Annotated in this window: 18 protein-coding genes, 2 rRNA genes and 1 pseudogene; 7 read left to right on the top strand and 14 right to left on the bottom strand. The window is 54.4% G+C overall.

The genetic code is table 11. The features are described from left to right. On the top strand, positions 1-1,351 hold a 1,351-nt coding region (locus ACI9KD_RS14095), incomplete at its 5' end, for a M48 family metalloprotease (RefSeq protein WP_414981814.1). Positions 1,352-1,437: 86 nt separating this feature from the next. After that, positions 1,438-3,168, top strand: a complete 1,731-nt coding sequence (locus tag ACI9KD_RS14090; RefSeq protein ID WP_414981813.1) for an amidohydrolase — start codon at positions 1,438-1,440, stop codon at positions 3,166-3,168. Between the two features lie 47 nt (positions 3,169-3,215). Here the strand turns inward: ACI9KD_RS14090 and ACI9KD_RS14085 are convergent, their stop codons facing one another. The 5 genes from ACI9KD_RS14085 to ACI9KD_RS14065 form a co-directional block, all read right to left on the bottom strand. Beyond that, positions 3,216-3,530, bottom strand: coding sequence for a DUF2288 family protein (locus ACI9KD_RS14085; protein WP_414981812.1), 315 nt, complete (start codon positions 3,528-3,530; stop codon positions 3,216-3,218). Further along, positions 3,523-4,173: an MBL fold metallo-hydrolase gene (locus ACI9KD_RS14080; protein WP_414981811.1), complete on the bottom strand. Its 651-nt coding sequence runs from the start codon at positions 4,171-4,173 to the stop codon at positions 3,523-3,525. Before ACI9KD_RS14080 ends, ACI9KD_RS14085 begins: the two co-directional genes overlap by 8 nt. Positions 4,174-4,181: 8 nt before the next feature. Then, positions 4,182-5,498, bottom strand: coding sequence for a dicarboxylate/amino acid:cation symporter (locus ACI9KD_RS14075; RefSeq protein ID WP_414981810.1), 1,317 nt, complete (start codon positions 5,496-5,498; stop codon positions 4,182-4,184). After that, positions 5,495-5,794 (bottom strand): hypothetical protein, encoded by a 300-nt coding sequence (locus ACI9KD_RS14070; RefSeq protein WP_414981809.1) that lies wholly within the window; start codon positions 5,792-5,794, stop codon positions 5,495-5,497. Before ACI9KD_RS14070 ends, ACI9KD_RS14075 begins: the two co-directional genes overlap by 4 nt. 80 nt (positions 5,795-5,874) lie before the next feature. Further along, positions 5,875-6,717 (bottom strand): pirin family protein, encoded by an 843-nt coding sequence (locus tag ACI9KD_RS14065; protein ID WP_414981808.1) that lies wholly within the window; start codon positions 6,715-6,717, stop codon positions 5,875-5,877. Between the two features lie 108 nt (positions 6,718-6,825). Here ACI9KD_RS14065 and ACI9KD_RS14060 point away from each other — a divergent pair, with 108 nt between their 5' ends. Beyond that, a complete protein-coding gene (locus tag ACI9KD_RS14060) occupies positions 6,826-7,713 on the top strand; it encodes a LysR family transcriptional regulator (protein WP_414981807.1) in 888 nt (295 codons plus the stop codon). Positions 7,714-7,826: 113 nt separating this feature from the next. Further along, entirely contained in the window at positions 7,827-8,783 is a 957-nt protein-coding gene (locus ACI9KD_RS14055; protein ID WP_414981806.1) for a glutathione S-transferase family protein, read from the top strand. Between the two features lie 48 nt (positions 8,784-8,831). On the opposite strand, the gene ACI9KD_RS14050 is transcribed toward ACI9KD_RS14055, so the two are convergent. Then, on the bottom strand, positions 8,832-9,329 hold the full coding sequence (locus ACI9KD_RS14050) for a SixA phosphatase family protein (RefSeq protein WP_414981805.1): 498 nt from the start codon (positions 9,327-9,329) through the stop codon (positions 8,832-8,834). Between the two features lie 90 nt (positions 9,330-9,419). Between ACI9KD_RS14050 and ACI9KD_RS14045 the strand changes: the two genes are divergently transcribed. Next, positions 9,420-9,818 (top strand): CBS domain-containing protein, encoded by a 399-nt coding sequence (locus ACI9KD_RS14045; RefSeq protein WP_414981804.1) that lies wholly within the window; start codon positions 9,420-9,422, stop codon positions 9,816-9,818. Positions 9,819-9,820: 2 nt separating this feature from the next. On the opposite strand, the gene ACI9KD_RS14040 is transcribed toward ACI9KD_RS14045, so the two are convergent. Further along, positions 9,821-10,483 carry a TIGR00730 family Rossman fold protein gene (locus ACI9KD_RS14040; RefSeq protein ID WP_414981803.1) on the bottom strand — a complete coding sequence of 221 codons (663 nt, stop codon included), beginning with the start codon at positions 10,481-10,483 and terminating at the stop codon, positions 9,821-9,823. A 246-nt stretch (positions 10,484-10,729) separates the two neighbouring features. Between ACI9KD_RS14040 and msrB the strand changes: the two genes are divergently transcribed. After that, positions 10,730-11,296 (top strand): peptide-methionine (R)-S-oxide reductase MsrB, encoded by a 567-nt coding sequence (gene msrB / locus ACI9KD_RS14035; RefSeq protein ID WP_414981802.1) that lies wholly within the window; start codon positions 10,730-10,732, stop codon positions 11,294-11,296. Between the two features lie 38 nt (positions 11,297-11,334). Here the strand turns inward: msrB and ACI9KD_RS14030 are convergent, their stop codons facing one another. Beyond that, positions 11,335-11,790, bottom strand: a complete 456-nt coding sequence (locus tag ACI9KD_RS14030) for a hypothetical protein (RefSeq protein ID WP_414981801.1) — start codon at positions 11,788-11,790, stop codon at positions 11,335-11,337. Between the two features lie 98 nt (positions 11,791-11,888). Beyond that, positions 11,889-12,779: a tetratricopeptide repeat protein gene (locus tag ACI9KD_RS14025; protein WP_414981800.1), complete on the bottom strand. Its 891-nt coding sequence runs from the start codon at positions 12,777-12,779 to the stop codon at positions 11,889-11,891. 152 nt (positions 12,780-12,931) lie between these two features. Between ACI9KD_RS14025 and ACI9KD_RS14020 the strand changes: the two genes are divergently transcribed. After that, the gene (locus ACI9KD_RS14020; protein ID WP_414981799.1) at positions 12,932-13,516 is read left to right on the top strand and encodes a thymidine kinase; all 585 of its coding nucleotides are present in this window, start codon (positions 12,932-12,934) and stop codon (positions 13,514-13,516) included. Here the strand turns inward: ACI9KD_RS14020 and ACI9KD_RS14015 are convergent, their stop codons facing one another. The 5 genes and pseudogenes from ACI9KD_RS14015 to ACI9KD_RS13995 form a co-directional block, all read right to left on the bottom strand. Then, on the bottom strand, positions 13,517-13,738 hold the full coding sequence (locus ACI9KD_RS14015; RefSeq protein WP_414981798.1) for a hypothetical protein: 222 nt from the start codon (positions 13,736-13,738) through the stop codon (positions 13,517-13,519). It abuts the gene before it with no gap. Positions 13,739-13,762: 24 nt separating this feature from the next. Continuing rightward, positions 13,763-14,245: pseudogene (locus tag ACI9KD_RS14010) on the bottom strand (peptidase dimerization domain-containing protein); the annotation flags it as partial. 12 nt (positions 14,246-14,257) lie between these two features. Next, the gene (locus ACI9KD_RS14005; RefSeq protein ID WP_414981797.1) at positions 14,258-15,274 is read right to left on the bottom strand and encodes a hypothetical protein; all 1,017 of its coding nucleotides are present in this window, start codon (positions 15,272-15,274) and stop codon (positions 14,258-14,260) included. 305 nt (positions 15,275-15,579) lie between these two features. Then, a 5S ribosomal RNA gene (gene rrf / locus ACI9KD_RS14000) occupies positions 15,580-15,695 on the bottom strand. A 202-nt stretch (positions 15,696-15,897) separates the two neighbouring features. Continuing rightward, a 23S ribosomal RNA gene (locus ACI9KD_RS13995) occupies positions 15,898-16,298 on the bottom strand; the annotation flags it as partial.

Here is a 16,298-nt window from a genome sequence, read left to right as displayed (position 1 = left end):
TGCCAATGTCGTGATGTCTAGCGCCGATGGCGAGCGCGAGACCGGTCAGGAGATGTATGACCAGTTCCTCGCCGAAGGCGCTTTCTACGAGGATCCGGAGCTTCAGGCATACGTAGACAAAATTGGCCAGCGACTCGTCGCCCAAAGCGATATGCCCAAGCGCGTCTTTACCTTCGCAGTCATCGACGCTCCAGAAATTAACGCGTTCGCCACACCCGGCGGCTTCATCTACGTAAACCGCGGGCTCATCGCTTATCTCAATACCGAAGCCGAGCTTGCTGGAGTAATCGGCCACGAAATCGCTCACGTCACCGCCAGGCACCACGGCCGCAGAAAAACCGCGGGCGTTACCAGCAAAGTGTTATCCACCACCGCCTATGTGCTCACAGGAAGCAGCGCAGTGTATGAGGCTTCGAACATGTACGGGGCCGAACTCATCAGCGGCTATGGCCGCGACATGGAGTTAGAGGCTGATGGCCTGGGTGCCGAGTACATGTACAAAGCAGGCTATGAACCCGAAGCCTTGCTGGACGTCATTGGAGTGCTTAAGAATCAGGAACAGTTTATGCGCCTTAAGGCCAAAGCCGCGGGCAAAAGTGGCACCACGTACCATGGTCTATATGCGACACACCCGCGGAATGACAAGCGCCTTCAAACCGTGATTCGTGCAGCCAATGAACTCGACGATGGCACATACATCGAGAGTCCCGAAGAGCCCGGCGAGTTTCGTCGCATGACCGACGGCCTTGTCTGGGGCGAAAGTGTCGAAGGACAGCGCGCAGACGATCGCTACTACCACAACAAGTTAGGCTTCACGATCGAACAGCCGGAGGGCTGGGCCATCACTCCTGGCGCTCAAGCTGTCATTGCTTCGGCGCCCGATGGCAGTGCGAGTGTGACTATCACCCTTCGTCGCAAGGACCCCGCCACCACTCCACAGCTCGTCCTCGAGTCTTCTGCCAAAGGTACACTCCGCGCTGGAGAGGCTCTCCAGCAAAGTGGACTCGACGGTTATACCGCCATAGCCGCAGCCGCAGGCAAAGACGAACGTCTGGCGGTTATCCATTTTGGGAACCTCACTTACATGTTCGAAGCTGAAGCAGCCGACTTTGCCGCCAGCGATGCGCAACTATTGGCGTTGATCCAAAGTTTCCGCGCCATGCACCCGAAAGAAAAGAGCTCGAATAATGCGCGTTATCTGCGTTACGTGCAGGTACCCCGAGGTGCCGATGTAGGCTCTCTCGCGGCGAGTGCAAGGATCGACGATGCCGAAGCACAACTTCGACTCATTAACGACTTCTATCCCCGGGGCGAGCCTCGTACGGGAGACTGGATCAAGGTTATCCAGTAAGCCCGAGCGGTAACCCGATCGCCTGATTTAACGCTAGACTACTTGCCACCACACTGCCGCAAGGTCCCTTTGTCATGCATTTACTGATGAACATTAAAGTCTTCCGAAGCGCTCTGTCCCGCGGACGCATTGGTGCTTTAAACGCTGTTATCGCTATAAGTTGCGCAGCGCCCCTTCAGGCTCAGGTGATTTTTACAGCGAACAAAGTCATCACTATGGATCCGGGTTTGCCGGTTGCCACAGCAGTCGCGGTGAACGAAGGACGTATCGTAGCGGTTGGCAGCCTTGTACAGCTGCAAGACACTCCGGCGCTAGCCAAGTATCGGGTCGATACGCAGTTTGAAAACAAAGTACTCACCCCGGGGTTTATTGACCCCCACGTACACCCCACCCTCCCGGCAGTACTGACTCAATTTCCATTTCTCGCCCCGGATGACTGGGAGCTGCCCACGGGTAGTTTTCCGGGAGCTCTAAACCCGGAAGATTTTGAAACCCGGTTGCGGGAACTTGTCGGTGAGCACCAGGGGCCATTGCCGTTCATCACCTGGGGCTACCACCCTCTATGGCATGGCGATGTGTATCGGGAACAGCTGAGTCAGTGGTTCCCCGATCAACCGGTCATGCTCTGGCATCGCTCATTTCACGAACTGATCTTGAACGATGCGGCCATTGCCGAACTTGAGCTGAGTGAAAACGAGGTTCGAGAACTTCAGGAGAGCGATTGGGATCGCGGACACTTTTGGGAAAATGGTTTAAAGGCACTGGTACCCAAACTCGGTTTTTTGTTCGAGCCAGCACGCTTTCTCGTCGGCATGGAAAATTTCCTGGCCATGGCGCATCGCGGCGGCGTCACTACGGCGCTGGATATGGGCACCGGAATTTTCGGCAATCCGGAACAGGAACTGGCGCTGATCAGAAAAGCGGTCGCCGATACCGACGCCCCCCTGCGCATCATTATGACCCCGATCATCACCGACTTTCTGGCCAGGGGTCGAAGCCCGGCAGAAGCGGAGCTGGAGATAGAGCGCTGGCGGGAAAGTAATTCTGAGCGCGTGTTAATCGACAATCACTTCAAGCTAATGATGGACGGCGCCATCTACAGCGGACTCGCGCAAATGGGTCCCCCGGGATATCTCGATGGCCACAAAGGACAGTGGATGGCACCCCTGGATGTCACCAAGGCCTGGGGCTCACATTTCTGGAAAGCCGGCTATAAAATTCACGCCCACACTAATGGCGATGCCAGTGCAGCGGCGCTCATCGACATGCTGCGGGAATTACAAACAGAGCACCCTCGCTCGGATCATCGCCTGACCCTGGAGCACTTTGCTTACACCACCGAGGAGCAGGTTCGACAGTTTGGAGAGTTGGGCGGCGTGATTTCAGCCAACCCCTACTACCACTACATTCTGTCAGACCTCTACGGCGACGAGTGGCTAGGACCTGATCGCAGTGCACAAATGGTTCGATTGGGTTCCGCCGAACGCCTCGGCGTTCCGTTTGCGCTACATTCCGACGCTCCCATGGCGCCTATGGAGCCATTGACGCTCGCTTGGACCGCCACTAACCGAATCACGATCAACGGCAACGCAAGCGGTCAGGAGCAGCGTATTAGCCTTGATGCCGCGCTTAGGGGCATCACCATTGACGCCGCCTGGGTCATGGGCTGGGAAGACGAGATTGGTTCAATCCGCGCTGGTAAACGCGCCGACTTTACTGTGCTCGAGCAAGACCCCTATGCAGTCGGTGTGACGGGACTGCGTGACATCGTGATTTGGGGCACTGTGTTTGAAGGTCGGCCGGCAAAAATCCTTTAGCCTAGACCCCCCAAGCTCACGGCAGTCTCCCAAGGCACTGCCGTCGGCTATGCGGCGCTATTGCGCTCCTGCACCAGCACCCAAGGATCTGCAACCACCGTCCAAAGCACACGATCCTCGGCTAACCAGAGAGTCGCTCGCTCATCGTTGACGCCGTCCAGACTTCCTTGCTCCAGCCATTGCTCAAACTGCGCGGCGTTGTCCTCGGACAACTGCACAGCCACCTCGATGAGGTCAAGCTCATCACTCACCTTGACTAAACGTCCGGCAGCGAAATACCGCTGCAGTTCAGTAAATGCAATTTGCGCAGTTTGGGCGAGAAAATCAGACCGGCGCTCCTCGCGCCTGGAACCATTAGCCATAACGTTCATCAGCAACAAAAGGGTTGGTTTGGCGTTCTTGGCCAAACGTGGACGTCGGACCGTGACCGGGAATGAAGGTGATGTCATCCCCCAGAGGAAACAGTGTATTGCGGATACTGTTTATCAAGTCGTCGTGATTGCCCTGAGGAAAATCTGTACGACCGATAGAGCCCTGAAAAATCACATCACCAACCCAGGCAATACGCTGGGTATCGTGGACGAAGACAATATGCCCCGGCGTATGCCCCGGACAATGAAAGACTTTTAGGGTTTGTTCTCCCACCGTCACGGTATCTCCCGCGACCAACCAACGATCCGGCTCAAAAGCGTTCGCAATAGGAAAGTTTGCCATCTTGCACCACTGTGGAAGCTTGTCGATCCAAAAGCGGTCACCCTCGTGAGGGCCTTCAATAGGCACCGATAGCTGCTGCCTAAGCACGTCGGAAGCGGCGCAATGATCCATATGCCCGTGGGTCAGAATGATTTTTTCTACGCTGCCTCCCAACTGCTCTACCGCAGCCAGGATTCTCTCAATGTCACCGCCGGGATCAACAATCGCTGCCTTACCGGTGATCTCACACTTCAGTATCGAGCAGTTCTGCTGATAAGCCGTTACGGGGACAATAGTCACCTTGATACTCATGCGGGCTCTTATGCTCCTGAAGGAGCTGCTGCATCCGCTACGACACTCTCGGGATATGCATCCGCATTGGGATTAAAGAACACTTCCTCATCGAACTGCCCCTCACTTTTAGCAACCACCACCGAGGCCGTAGCATCCCCTGTCACATTGACCATCGTTCGCACCATATCGAGCAAACGATCGACACCAATGATCAGCGCAATGCCCTCCACAGGCAGTCCGGCCTGTTCCAGCACCATTGCCAGCGTGATCAAACCTACGCCCGGCACAGCCGCAGTACCTACGGATGCCAGCGTGGCGGTCAGAATAACCGTGATGTAGGAGGTCATGCTCAAGTCAAAGCCATAGACCTGGGCAATAAACACAGTGGCCACACCCTGCATGATGGCCGTGCCGTCCATATTAATGGTCGCACCCAGTGGAATGGTGAAACCGGCGACAGAGTTATGTACGCCCAGCTTCTTCTCGACTGTACGCAGCGTAATGGGAAGTGTTGCTCCTGACGATGCCGTGGAGAAAGCAAAGGCCCAGACCGAGCGCATTTTTTTCATCATCACAAGAGGAGGCAAACCGGTCAAAGACTTCAGGATCAATCCATAAGTTACCGTGCCGTGGAAAATCAGCAGGCCCAGAACAGTGAGGAAGTAGGCGCCAAGATCGAGAATCGCGCCTAGCCCCATCTCTGCGAACAATCGAGCCAGTAGCGCGAATACGCCGTAGGGGGCAAAGGCCATAAGTACGCCGACCATCTTCATCACAACCACTTCCAGGTCACTAAAGTAAGCCACCATGCGTTGACCAGCGTCTCCCGCACGAGACAGGGCATAACCAAAAAGCAAGGCAAACACGATGATCTGGAGCATCTCGCCGTCGGCCATCGCTTTGATTGGATTGGCCGGGAAAATGCTCACCAGCACTTCTTTTAGCGGCGGCGGTGACGTAGATACGAACGTGGCGCTGGAATCCAATTGCACCGAACTGCCCGGGCCGATAAACACGGCGACGATGAGAGCAACGGTAACTGCGACCGCAGTGGTAAACAGATAGAACAGCAGCGTTTTTCCGGCAATGGGACCCATTCGTGCACTGTCGCCGAGGGAACTGGCGCCACAAACAAGCGAAACAAAAACCAGCGGGACTACCAATAACTTCAGCGACGCGATGAAGATCCGCCCGATAACATCGAAGACACCGCCGACCAGCCAGTCATCAATAATGGTTCTGAGCGTGCCGTCGACAGCGCTGCCGTGACCAATAAGATTCAGTAAGGAACCCAGCAGGACCCCGGCAAGCATGCCCAGCAGGATTCGATTAGTCAGGCTCATAGCGTGCTTCCTTCATCGTCACAGGCGCCATTAATATAAGCCGCCACTTGATCATCAGCACAGGCATTACAGCCCGAGGCGTAGGTCTCTGGAATGCCAGCGGCGCGCGTTGCGCAAACCGGGGCAAAAATCATCGTGCATACCTTAGGCCGAGGCTCTTCACAGGATGTGACCAGGGGCTCCTCAGGTATCGCCGGTACCGCGGGGGTCGCGGGAGTCGCGGGAGTCGCGCAACCCGTCATAAATCCAGCTAACGCCGCTAGCGTTAATGCGCTGATAAGCAAGGAAAAACGCATGATTTGTCCGACACAAAAAGTGCTGCAAGAGTAGCACCATTGTACGGCCCTTGCAGCCCTGTGCAGCCTCTCCCGGTACGCTAGGCGGCGAACCGTCCTGACTGATAATCAACAATCGCCTGCTCTATTTCAGCCTCGGTGTTCATTACAAAGGGACCGTAGTGCACGACCTTTTCCCCGATGGGTCGACCACGCAGAAGCAAAAAGCCCGCTCCCGTGGGTCCCCCTTGCAACATCAAGCGCTCACCGTCGCCAAACAACAGTAGCTGGCGCTGTACATAGTTCGCCCCACCCGTGTTGACGCTGCCGTCATACACATAAGCCATCACTGATTCGCCAGGCTCCGTGTCCAAGGTGATATCTACCCCCGCTTCAAGACTGACGTCTGCCATGGCGGCCTGCGGGGCCAACTCATGCAGAGGGCCATCCATCGCCGATGTGCCCGCAATAATCCACTCCCCGGAAATCGCGGTGACTTTAAGTCCTGTACCACCGACCTGAGCAAGCTCTGCAAGCGGCAGGTCTCGATAACGTGGTGCCTGCATCTTCTGCGCTGCAGGCAAGTTAAACCACAGCTGAAAGCCGTGGAGCCCCATACTGTCCTGCGTGGGCATCTCGGAATGGATGATCCCGCGTCCTGCGCTCATGTATTGAGCACCGCCGCTGCGAATCTCGCCACGATTGCCCTGACTATCTTCGTGAATGATTCCTCCGTGCTTCATGTAGGTAAGTGTCTGCATCCCTCGGTGCGGATGAGACGGGAAGCCCGCCGCAAAGTCCTCGCGGTGTTCCGAGCGAAGCTCATCAATCATGAGAATGGGGTCCATACCCGTCTGCTCAAACCCCGCCACCCTCTGAATCGCCACACCGGCGCCATCCATACTGGGCTGGGCGCGAATAACCTGTTGAATTTTCCGGTTCATATTGACTTCCTCTTATCGAATACAGTCACGATAACCCTTGTTAAATCGTAAGAATATCGCTTAATTTGGTGTATAACGTTCGATTATTTCGATAAATTGGACCCTATGATGAGTCGTAGCACCTTAGAGCAATGGCGAATGTTTCGCGCAGTGGTAGAGCACGGGGGCTTCGCACAGGCGGCGGAGGCTATTCACAAGAGCCAATCCAGCATCAATCACGCGGTGCACAAACTCCAGGATCAGCTCGAATTACAGCTCTTGGAAGTTGTAGGCCGCAAAGCACGGCTTACCGATGCCGGCGAGCTGATGCTGCGCCGTGCGGGGCAGCTCATCGATCAGGCGGAGCAGCTTGAAACCATCGCCGGGAGCCTCGCACAAGGCGATGAACCCGAATTGCGGGTCGCTATCGACGAAATCTATCCCCAGCACTGCCTTGCAGAAGCACTTCAACAGTTGTCAACGGAGTTTCCCCACACGCGCGTAGAGTTAGTGGAAACTGTCTTGTCCGGTGGCGCTGAGCGTCTGCTGCAGGGCGACGTAGATATGCTTGTGGCAGGGGAAGTACCTCAAGGTTTTCTTGGGGAATCGTTAATGGACGTCGAATTTATTGCTGTCTCGCACCCCGAACACGCTCTCCAAGTCTTGAGTCGACCGCTAAACTTGCAAGATCTCGGCTCAGAGCGCCAAATCGTAGTCCGCGACTCGACAACAGGACAGCGCATTGACTCGGGCTGGCTGGGCGCGGAGCAGCGCTGGACCGTCAGTCATGTCGCTACCTCTGTTGCCATGATCACCCGGGGAATGGGTTTTGCCTGGCTGCCGATCACACGTATTCGTGATGAACTAACAGATGGACGGCTGCGCGAGCTACCTCTGGAACGCGGTTCCCGGCGCCGGGCCTCGCTATTCTTAAGCTACGCGGACCCGGATAAAGCGGGTCCAGCCACCTGCCGACTGGGCGAACTCTTGATGGGACAGGTAACAACCAGCCCATAATTCGAATAAATCGAATATAAACTCACTTTTAATGCGATTTTCTTTCTTTTCAATCGAAACTAAGATTTCTGCACATTTTCGGAAATCACTGTAACGATAACTAGGAGAATCTCATGGGCTTACTTGTAGGCGGTGTTTGGCAGGACCGCTGGTATGACACCAGTGCATCAGGCGGTCGCTTCGTGCGGGAGGACGCACAGTTTCGACAGACAATTGGTGGTCAGGACAATACCTACCCGCCAGAGTCGGGGCGCTATCATTTGTATGTATCTCTCGCCTGCCCCTGGGCTCACCGAACCCTCATAGTGCGGAACCTCAAGATCCTCCAGTCACACATTGATGTATCCGTTGTCAGCCCTATCATGCTCGACCATGGCTGGACCTTCGTCACAGCAGAGGGCAGCACTGGCGATGCCATACAAGGATTCGAGTTCATGCATCAGGTCTACAGCGCGGCGCAGCTCGACTACAGCGGTCGAGTGACCGTGCCTGTGCTGTGGGACAAGCAGACCGGGAGCATCGTCAATAATGAATCTTCTGAGATTATTCGCATGCTGGGGACCGCATTTAACGACCTCACAGGCAACCAGCTAGACCTTTATCCGAATGCCCTGCGACACAGCATTGATGATTGGAATTCGCGAATCTATCCTGCCATCAATAATGGCGTTTACCGCGCAGGCTTTGCGACAAGCCAAGAAGCCTACGCCGAGGCTTATGCAGAGGTGTTCGCCGAGCTCGATCACATCGATGTCCACTTAGGCACTCACCGCTTTCTATGCGGAAACACTCTCACCGAAGCGGACATCAGATTGTTCACGACGCTCATACGATTTGATGCGGTGTATCACGGACACTTCAAGTGCAACCGCCAGCGTCTGGAGGACTACCCGAATATCCCAAGCTACGTCCGGGATATTTACCAGCTGGCTGGCGTGGCAGAAACCGTGAACTTTGATCACATCAAGACGCACTACTACGCATCGCACGCGACCATTAACCCGACCGCTGTGGTACCTCTGGGGCCGGACATTAACTATGCGCGGCCCCACGACCGCGAAGCACTTTAATCAATCGCGGCTGCATAGAATGCAGAAGTAAAACGAATCAATTCACACTCACCTAAGATCCCGGGGGAATTGCCAATCAACCAGCGTGGCAATTCCGTCGTTTGCATCACTCCAGTCAGTTACTGGAATCTCCAACTGTAGGTAACCCGCAGTCGGTAGATTATCAATCGAGAGCCTCCCGACAAGCTGATTGCAAAGGTCTGTAAGCCCAGGATTGTGCCCAATGAGAAAGCAACTTTCGCTCTCCTGCGGATAATTCTGAAGCCAAGCCAGTAAATCCTGATAGTCGAAGGTATACAGCGCATCATCAATCTCGTGCGACTGAACACTCATCGCGGGCCAGCCGTCACACAAGCCCCCCAGTGTTTGACGGGCGCGAACTGCTGAGCTGCAATGCACCGTTTGTGCCGATAAGATTTTCGCTAGCGCCACCCCCATCAGCGGCGCATCTGAACGACCTCGATCGTTGAGTTGGCGCTCATGATCCGAAAGCCCTGGAGCCTGCCAACTCGACTTAGCGTGGCGCATAAGATGTAGCGTCTTCATGATCGCTTCTCCGTCGTGATACCCGTGTTGCTTCGCCACTTCCTGTCTATACTTAATGAACGTGACTTAAGATCCGGGAGCGCGTCACTCATGCTGCAATCAGTTAGTCTTCGCGATTATATGCTGCCTCATCCTGCCACGGTGCACCGTGATGCCAGCTTGAGCGACGCTATGACGATCATTATCGAGAACCGCGTATCTGGGCTCTGCGTTATCAACGACCAAGGTAGTCTGGTGGGGGTTCTTTCGGAGCTCGACTGCCTCCGATCAATCCTCAGCGCTGTCTACAACAATACATCCACAGGGATGGTGCGAGACTACATGGCCAGTGATCATCTCCTCGTTGCCCATCCGGATGAAGACATTGTGGATGTCGCTCAAAACATGCTCATGAACAATAAGCGTCGCCGACCGGTGGTGGAAAATGGGCGTTTAGTCGGACAGATTACCTGCCGACAACTGCTCAAAGCGGTACAGGACTTCAAGTAGATCTAGGATCGAAGTTTATCCAAAAGCACCGCCGCAGCCATTTCCTCATCGGACACGACTTCCACCAAATCCAGATCCTCTGGTGCAATGTAGCCACGGCTTACGCTCTCGCGAACCAACCAATTGTACAGCCCGCTCCAGTAATCATGCCCCACAAGAACTAAAGGACAGGGCTGGAGTTTCCCCGTTTGAACCAAGGTCAATAATTCAAAAAGCTCGTCAATGGTGCCCAAACCGCCAGGGTAAATCGCGAAGCCCATGGCATAGCGAATGAGCATGAACTTGCGGGTAAAGAAGTAGTTAAATGCAATATCGGTATCGACATAGGGATTGGCAAGCTGCTCCCGGGGAAGCGTGATGTTGAGCCCGATGGACCGGCCATCCCCCGAACGCGCACCACGGTTACCGGCTTCCATAACGCCCGAACCACCGCCGGTAATCACTGACACTCCCGCCTGAGCCAGCAGTTCCCCCAATGCACAGGCACTACGATACTCCCAGCTATCCTCACCCACCCTGGCGGATCCAAAAATACTGACCGCCGGACCGACGTCGCCAAGCTCCTCAATTCCCTTGCGAAGTTCACCGCTGATTCGCTCTATGCGGTCTTGCTCTTCAATGCTCAGCCCACTGCCTGCAGCCGGAGGTAATTGCTTTGAGCTCATAACAAACCTCGATCTCTTTACAGCCCACTCAATTGCGCTGCGTTTGCTCAGCTTACAGGAAGGTAGAACAAGCGCCTTTGCGCTTGCCCTTGCCTTTGCCTTTGCCTTTGCCTTTGCCGTCAAAATCTCAGCGTCTATTGGTGTATTGTGCCTTTTATACTTCGGGACGCAGACCTGACCAGCAATCCATCCTCAGGCAATACGCGTAAATGGAATTATCCTGAGTTAAGGCTGTCGTATATCTATATGCAAAGACGCGAATTCATATCGGCGATCACTACGGTCGCAATCGGGGCGACGGCGACACTGTCGACGCCACTCTTATGGGCCAACAAGAAGGCGGGTATGATGCTTGATGAAATCCAGTCGCAGTGGCGGAGTTTCCTCCCTGCAGACTTCTCTGTTGTTAGCGCACAGGACAAGCTTAAACTCAGCAAGGACGAATGGCGTGAGCAGTTAACACAGCCCTTCGCCTATGACGTGCTTCGCCGGGAATCCACGGAGCGACCCTTCACCAGTGCCTTGAATGACGAAAAGCGTGATGGTGTCTTTGTTTGCGCAGGGTGCGACTTACCGGTATTCACATCACAGATGAAGTTTGACAGCGGCACCGGCTGGCCCAGCTTTTTCACATCAATACCCGACGCGCTGGAAACCAAAAAAGACTTCAAATTGATTTTTCCGCGCACCGAGTACCACTGCGCACGATGCGGCGGGCATCACGGGCATCTCTTTAAAGATGGTCCCCAACCCACCGGACAGCGTTGGTGTAACAATGGTGTTGCGCTGAATTTCGTACCTAAAAACAGCTAACAGGCTCCCAGCGCGTTAGCTAAGCAGAGCCACAGTAACTAGTAGATCGGGCGCTTGAGATCCCGGCCCTCGTAATCATCGCGAATCATTAACCAGCGGAAGTGCAGGGTCTGTTTCGCTTCTTCTGTGAGTTGCGCGGCAATATCCTGGTCGGACTCCGCAGCATTTAACTCACTCTGTTGATAGTAAAAACAAAGGCTCGCGTCGGGTACAACCGCGCACTGATTGTCGTAGTCCTGACAGGCCTCTGTAGCGCCAGCAAAATCACCCTGCGCGACATATACGGTGACCACGGCGCCGTAATCCCGGCATTGGCTGGCGCCTGAGCCAAACAAAAACCCGTCAAGGCCGCTGCCTTGCGCTGCTTTTGCGGCATGCAGTGCGGCATCATAGTCGCCCTGCTCAGCATGGTAGAAAGTTTGGTGGTCGCTGCGCCCGGCGCAAGCGCTGAGCAAAACACCAGCGGCGGCAACTATCGCGAATTTATTCATCATGCGTCATTCCTCAAAAAGTCCAGAGTCAGATTATAACCGTCTACTGATGCGCAGAAGCAATTCTCGACGTCAGATGCGCTTTCTCTTGCCCACCCATATCAGCCGTCTTCCGGGGCATGTGGCAAGTGCTCGGTCGCCAGGGCTGTGTCAATCTTCTTACTAAGACGCCCAGCGATAAGATGCCTGGGATCAAGTAGCAGCGCATGCTTGATCGATACATTGGCCTCCGCGTAGTCGCCACGCTCATAGGCAATAAACGCGAATATGTAGTGCTCTTGAGGCCAGTCACCCGGCCCCAGTTGCTGCACAAACTCTCGGGCGAGCTTGATTGCGTGTTCATAGTCTCCAAGCTCCGCATAAAAATAGGCGGGAAAGTAGCTAAAGCGATAACTATCCGTGGGGTCATTTACTGCCATCTCACGAATTTTTGCTAAAGCCTCCTCAGGACCATGCGCGGCGTGAATCCACTCAACATACTCAACGCGCACGGCCCATTCGTCGGGATAGCGGTCCAGAAACGAACGGTAGTTGCTGATTGCCATCCTGCTAAGATCACTGCGAAAGTCTTCGCCAAGACTCTCACCCGTATCTCGCGCACCGATGAGCAAAAGAGTCTTTAGGTAAGGATCCAGTATCAACCTACCGCCGCCATCCACACTATCGATAGCGCTCTGTATTTCCGCAATCAAGGTCTTGCGCTCCGCGGCATCAGTCGTCATTCGCGCCAGAACACTTTTGGCGATACTGCAATTGGGCTCAACAGCAACAGCTTCTCTATAAAGACGCTCTGCCTCAGTCCAGCGTCCGTACTCGAGAATCTCAGACCAACCCTGTCGATAAGCGCGTAGGGCTTTTTTGCAGGCTTCGCCGTAGCTATAAAGCGAGGGCTCCGCCGAAGTGGATGGCACCGTCCCCAGACCCATTGCGAAGGAGACCGTCAGCATCCATAGGTAAGGCGTTCGCCGTAAAGCAATCAATCGAAAACACATACCCACAACCCTGATCATCAGTAAAAGACGGAGTATGCATGCGCTGCAGCGCCTTCGTCCTGCAGAGTGTGGCATGCTAACGTCAAATCAAAAGCCGGCACCCACAAGCAATGCCAGCTCCGTAAACGCTCAGAAATCCTCCAGGAGAAGTTGTGGCCAAGCTGTACTTCCACTACTCATCTATGAACGCAGGTAAGTCTACGACGTTGCTGCAATCCAGCTACAACTATGCTGAGCGAGGAATGCATACGCTGATTCTGGCGCCAACGACGGATAATCGTTTTGGTAGCGGTAGAGTTACATCGCGTATCGGCATCGGTGCGGACGCACACATCTTCAATCGTGAGGCCGATATTTTTGCGATTATCGCCGAAACAAATGCACAGCGAAAACTTGATTGCGTGCTGATCGACGAGGCGCAGTTTTTAACCAAGGACCAAGTCTTTGCGCTTGGGCGAGTGTGCGATGAAATGCGTATCCCCGTCCTTGCCTATGGTTTACGCACGGACTTTCGGGGTGAACCGTTTGAAGGTAGCAAGTACCTCCTCGCCTGGGCTGACAATCTAAAAGAGATCAAAACGATTTGCTATTGCGGCAAAAAAGCCACCATGGTTGTTCGCCAAGACGCGGACGGTTCGGTCGTGACCGATGGCGCACAGGTCGAAATTGGCGGTAATGATCGTTACGTATCTCTATGCCGTCGTCACTTCAACGACAGTTTTCACAAAACCGATTAACTAGCCTCGTGCGCTATCTTCGAGCAGATAGCTAAAGAACTGAATCGCACTTCGATAGTCATCCACCGGCAACTGTTCGTTCACGCCGTGTATGCGTTTTAGACCCTCGGAATTCACCTTGATCATAATAAATCGATAGATATTGGGAGAAAGGCTGTAAAAGTGCTTCGAATCAGTGCCGGCAACCACAAGATAGGGTGCGACCAGCACCGAGTCGTCCATAGCCTGAATGTTCTTCTGGATAAGTTAATAGCCCACACTATCCGTCGGTGATACCACCGACGGTTCGTTCTCCATAAAAGTACTGACCTCTACACTGGGGTCATCAATAACATCCACAAAGTGCGATTTCACAGAAGCCACAGTGTCACCCGGTATAATTCGGACATTGACGACCGCGGTCGCGCGAGTGGGAAGGATATTGGACTTGGAACTCCCCTCAAGCATGGTCGTCGCGATGGTGCTTCGGGTAAGCGCCGCTGTCGCCGGGGTTTTCGCCATAACACTGGCTACAATCGGTTCGAAGAGCCAGAGGTTTGCCATCACCAAACGCGTCATGAAACCCGAGTGACTGGCCAGGTGGTCCATCGTCATCTTCGTGTACCCAAGATCACTGGAAAACGGGTGAGACTCCAGAGCAACAATGGCTTGGCTCAGAATTCCGCCGGCCGTATGGTCCGGCGGCTGTGAAGAGTGTCCTCCCGGAGCATTCACCGTCAGCCTTAGGTTAACGAAGCCCTTTTACCCTGATTGGACGCTCACAAGACACTCAGGTCCTGGTGTCAGTCGCAGTACCGGCGCCTTTTTGCCCTCACTTGTAATATAGATTCGTCTTTCTACATCCGCAGCGATGCTCTCAGCCTGTTTCAGCTCAGGCCGGGAAACAGCACACAGAGAATCGTTTAGTGCGCGTAACCAGCTCCGCTCTGCGTCCAAGGGCGCAAAGTAGCTAGCGCCATAGGTGAGTAGGACGATTCCACTCCCATCCGGTACATGCGACATCCCAGTGGGCTGGCTTCTGTGTTTGCCGTACTTTGGGGACCTTTTCAGATCTTCCTCGGTCGGCGCGGGAATACTGCGCACTTCCCCCAAGAGCGTCGGCGCTAGACGATATTCCTGTTCCTCGCCCAGTTCAGGGAGTGCAATTGCGTAAAGCTTGGGGAAACGTTCGCGTTTGCTCAGGAGATAGAGCGTGTTGGTTACGGAGTCGACCGCAAGACTCTCTACATCCCTGGGGCCATCGGGATAGGACAAGGTGATAACGCTGTGAACACGCACCCGTCTCTCGTTGGCGGTAGGTTCCGGTAGGAAGTAAAGACTAACGTCCCTGCGTCGGGCTTTATTGTCTCCAACATCAGCAACCACTACCCAGGGCGTTCCACGATAATTGAATGTTTCGAGGTCTTCCCAGTCCACATTCGGTGTATCGAGGAGATTCACACGAGTGAAGGTCTGGCGATCAAGATCCAAGGCCACGAGTTCTGAACGGCCACCGCTATCATTAATCAACCATAGACGCTGTGGATTGAGACCCGAGACTGCGACACCCGAGGCTTCGGGTAGAAAATCATAGTCAAGCACTGCAAGCACTTCCGCTGGCAGTGCCCCTTTCGGGAGCTTCGCCAATGATTCACTAGTATCATCATCCGCTGAAATCGCATCCCAGACCTGAGCAATGCCAAAACTGTGTCTCTGGGCGATCCAAGCTCCCAGGAGAACCACGAAGACCAACAGTACTACTACAAGTGCTTTGTTCATGCAGCCCTTCAAGGATTACGGTTCAATGTTGCCGTTGCGAACACAGTAGCCGGCCACTGCGCCTGCTCCCAGCGCTCACATACCGTAGGTACTCGATCACCTACTTTCTTAGCCGCCACAAGCAACATGCAGCGTTCACGGCAGTCGGACACCTTGTCCGTATTCAAGTGAAGTACAACATACGCCCAATCTCATTCGCGATTGTAGTCATAATGTCAAACCAGCATCCCGAACTCCCGGCTCTCAACGGGTATCCCACAGTAAAACGCCCCAACCATGGCTGATTGGGGCGTAAACGTTTTGGCGCCTGGCGATGACCTACTCTCACATGGGGAGACCCCACACTACCATCGGCGATGCATCGTTTCACTGCTGAGTTCGGGATGGGATCAGGTGGTTCCAATGCTCTATGGTCGCCAGGCAAACTGGCATGTCGGGGGTCGATAAATTGACCGCCCAACAAATTAGGTCGGTAGTTCAAGCTGAGGGCCGGGTGTTCACTCCGGTTTGTTCGTTTTCTGTATCTGTGTGTTGTTATCACACTATGACTTGATCACAACATCCGTTGTCTTCTTGTGTGCCTGGACTCTGCTGAGTCAGGACACGCAAATACCTTGGATTATATGGCCAAGCCTCACGGGCAATTAGTACTGGTTAGCTCAACGCCTCACAACGCTTCCACACCCAGCCTATCAACGTAGTAGTCTTCTACGGCCCTTCAGGACCCTCAAGGGGTCAGGGAGAACTTATCTTGGGAGGGGCTTCCCGCTTAGATGCTTTCAGCGGTTATCCCTTCCGAACGTAGCTACCCGGCAATGCGTCTGGCGACACAACCGGAACACCAGGGGTTCGTCCACTCCGGTCCTCTCGTACTAGGAGCAGCTTCCCTCAATTCTCCAACGCCCACGGCAGATAGGGACCGAACTGTCTCACGACGTTCTAAACCCAGCTCGCGTACCACTTTAAATGGCGAACAGCCATACCCTTGGGACCGGCTTCAGCCCCAGGATGTGATGAGCCGACA

The organism is Congregibacter sp., from assembly GCF_047617445.1.
In the GTDB taxonomy this organism is placed as follows: domain Bacteria; phylum Pseudomonadota; class Gammaproteobacteria; order Pseudomonadales; family Halieaceae; genus Congregibacter.
This window is presented reverse-complemented; position numbering and strand designations above follow the sequence as displayed.

Coding starts and splice junctions, on each gene's coding strand:
- ACI9KD_RS14090 (WP_414981813.1), top strand. CDS start 1,438: ATGAACATTAAAGTCTTCCGAAGCGCTCTGTCCCGCGGACGCATTGGT.
- ACI9KD_RS14085 (WP_414981812.1), bottom strand. CDS start 3,530: ATGGCTAATGGTTCCAGGCGCGAGGAGCGCCGGTCTGATTTTCTCGCC.
- ACI9KD_RS14080 (WP_414981811.1), bottom strand. CDS start 4,173: ATGAGTATCAAGGTGACTATTGTCCCCGTAACGGCTTATCAGCAGAAC.
- ACI9KD_RS14075 (WP_414981810.1), bottom strand. CDS start 5,498: ATGAGCCTGACTAATCGAATCCTGCTGGGCATGCTTGCCGGGGTCCTG.
- ACI9KD_RS14070 (WP_414981809.1), bottom strand. CDS start 5,794: ATGCGTTTTTCCTTGCTTATCAGCGCATTAACGCTAGCGGCGTTAGCT.
- ACI9KD_RS14065 (WP_414981808.1), bottom strand. CDS start 6,717: ATGAACCGGAAAATTCAACAGGTTATTCGCGCCCAGCCCAGTATGGAT.
- ACI9KD_RS14060 (WP_414981807.1), top strand. CDS start 6,826: ATGAGTCGTAGCACCTTAGAGCAATGGCGAATGTTTCGCGCAGTGGTA.
- ACI9KD_RS14055 (WP_414981806.1), top strand. CDS start 7,827: ATGGGCTTACTTGTAGGCGGTGTTTGGCAGGACCGCTGGTATGACACC.
- ACI9KD_RS14050 (WP_414981805.1), bottom strand. CDS start 9,329: ATGAAGACGCTACATCTTATGCGCCACGCTAAGTCGAGTTGGCAGGCT.
- ACI9KD_RS14045 (WP_414981804.1), top strand. CDS start 9,420: ATGCTGCAATCAGTTAGTCTTCGCGATTATATGCTGCCTCATCCTGCC.
- ACI9KD_RS14040 (WP_414981803.1), bottom strand. CDS start 10,483: ATGAGCTCAAAGCAATTACCTCCGGCTGCAGGCAGTGGGCTGAGCATT.
- msrB (WP_414981802.1), top strand. CDS start 10,730: ATGCAAAGACGCGAATTCATATCGGCGATCACTACGGTCGCAATCGGG.
- ACI9KD_RS14030 (WP_414981801.1), bottom strand. CDS start 11,790: ATGATGAATAAATTCGCGATAGTTGCCGCCGCTGGTGTTTTGCTCAGC.
- ACI9KD_RS14025 (WP_414981800.1), bottom strand. CDS start 12,779: ATGTGTTTTCGATTGATTGCTTTACGGCGAACGCCTTACCTATGGATG.
- ACI9KD_RS14015 (WP_414981798.1), bottom strand. CDS start 13,738: ATGGACGACTCGGTGCTGGTCGCACCCTATCTTGTGGTTGCCGGCACT.
- ACI9KD_RS14005 (WP_414981797.1), bottom strand. CDS start 15,274: ATGAACAAAGCACTTGTAGTAGTACTGTTGGTCTTCGTGGTTCTCCTG.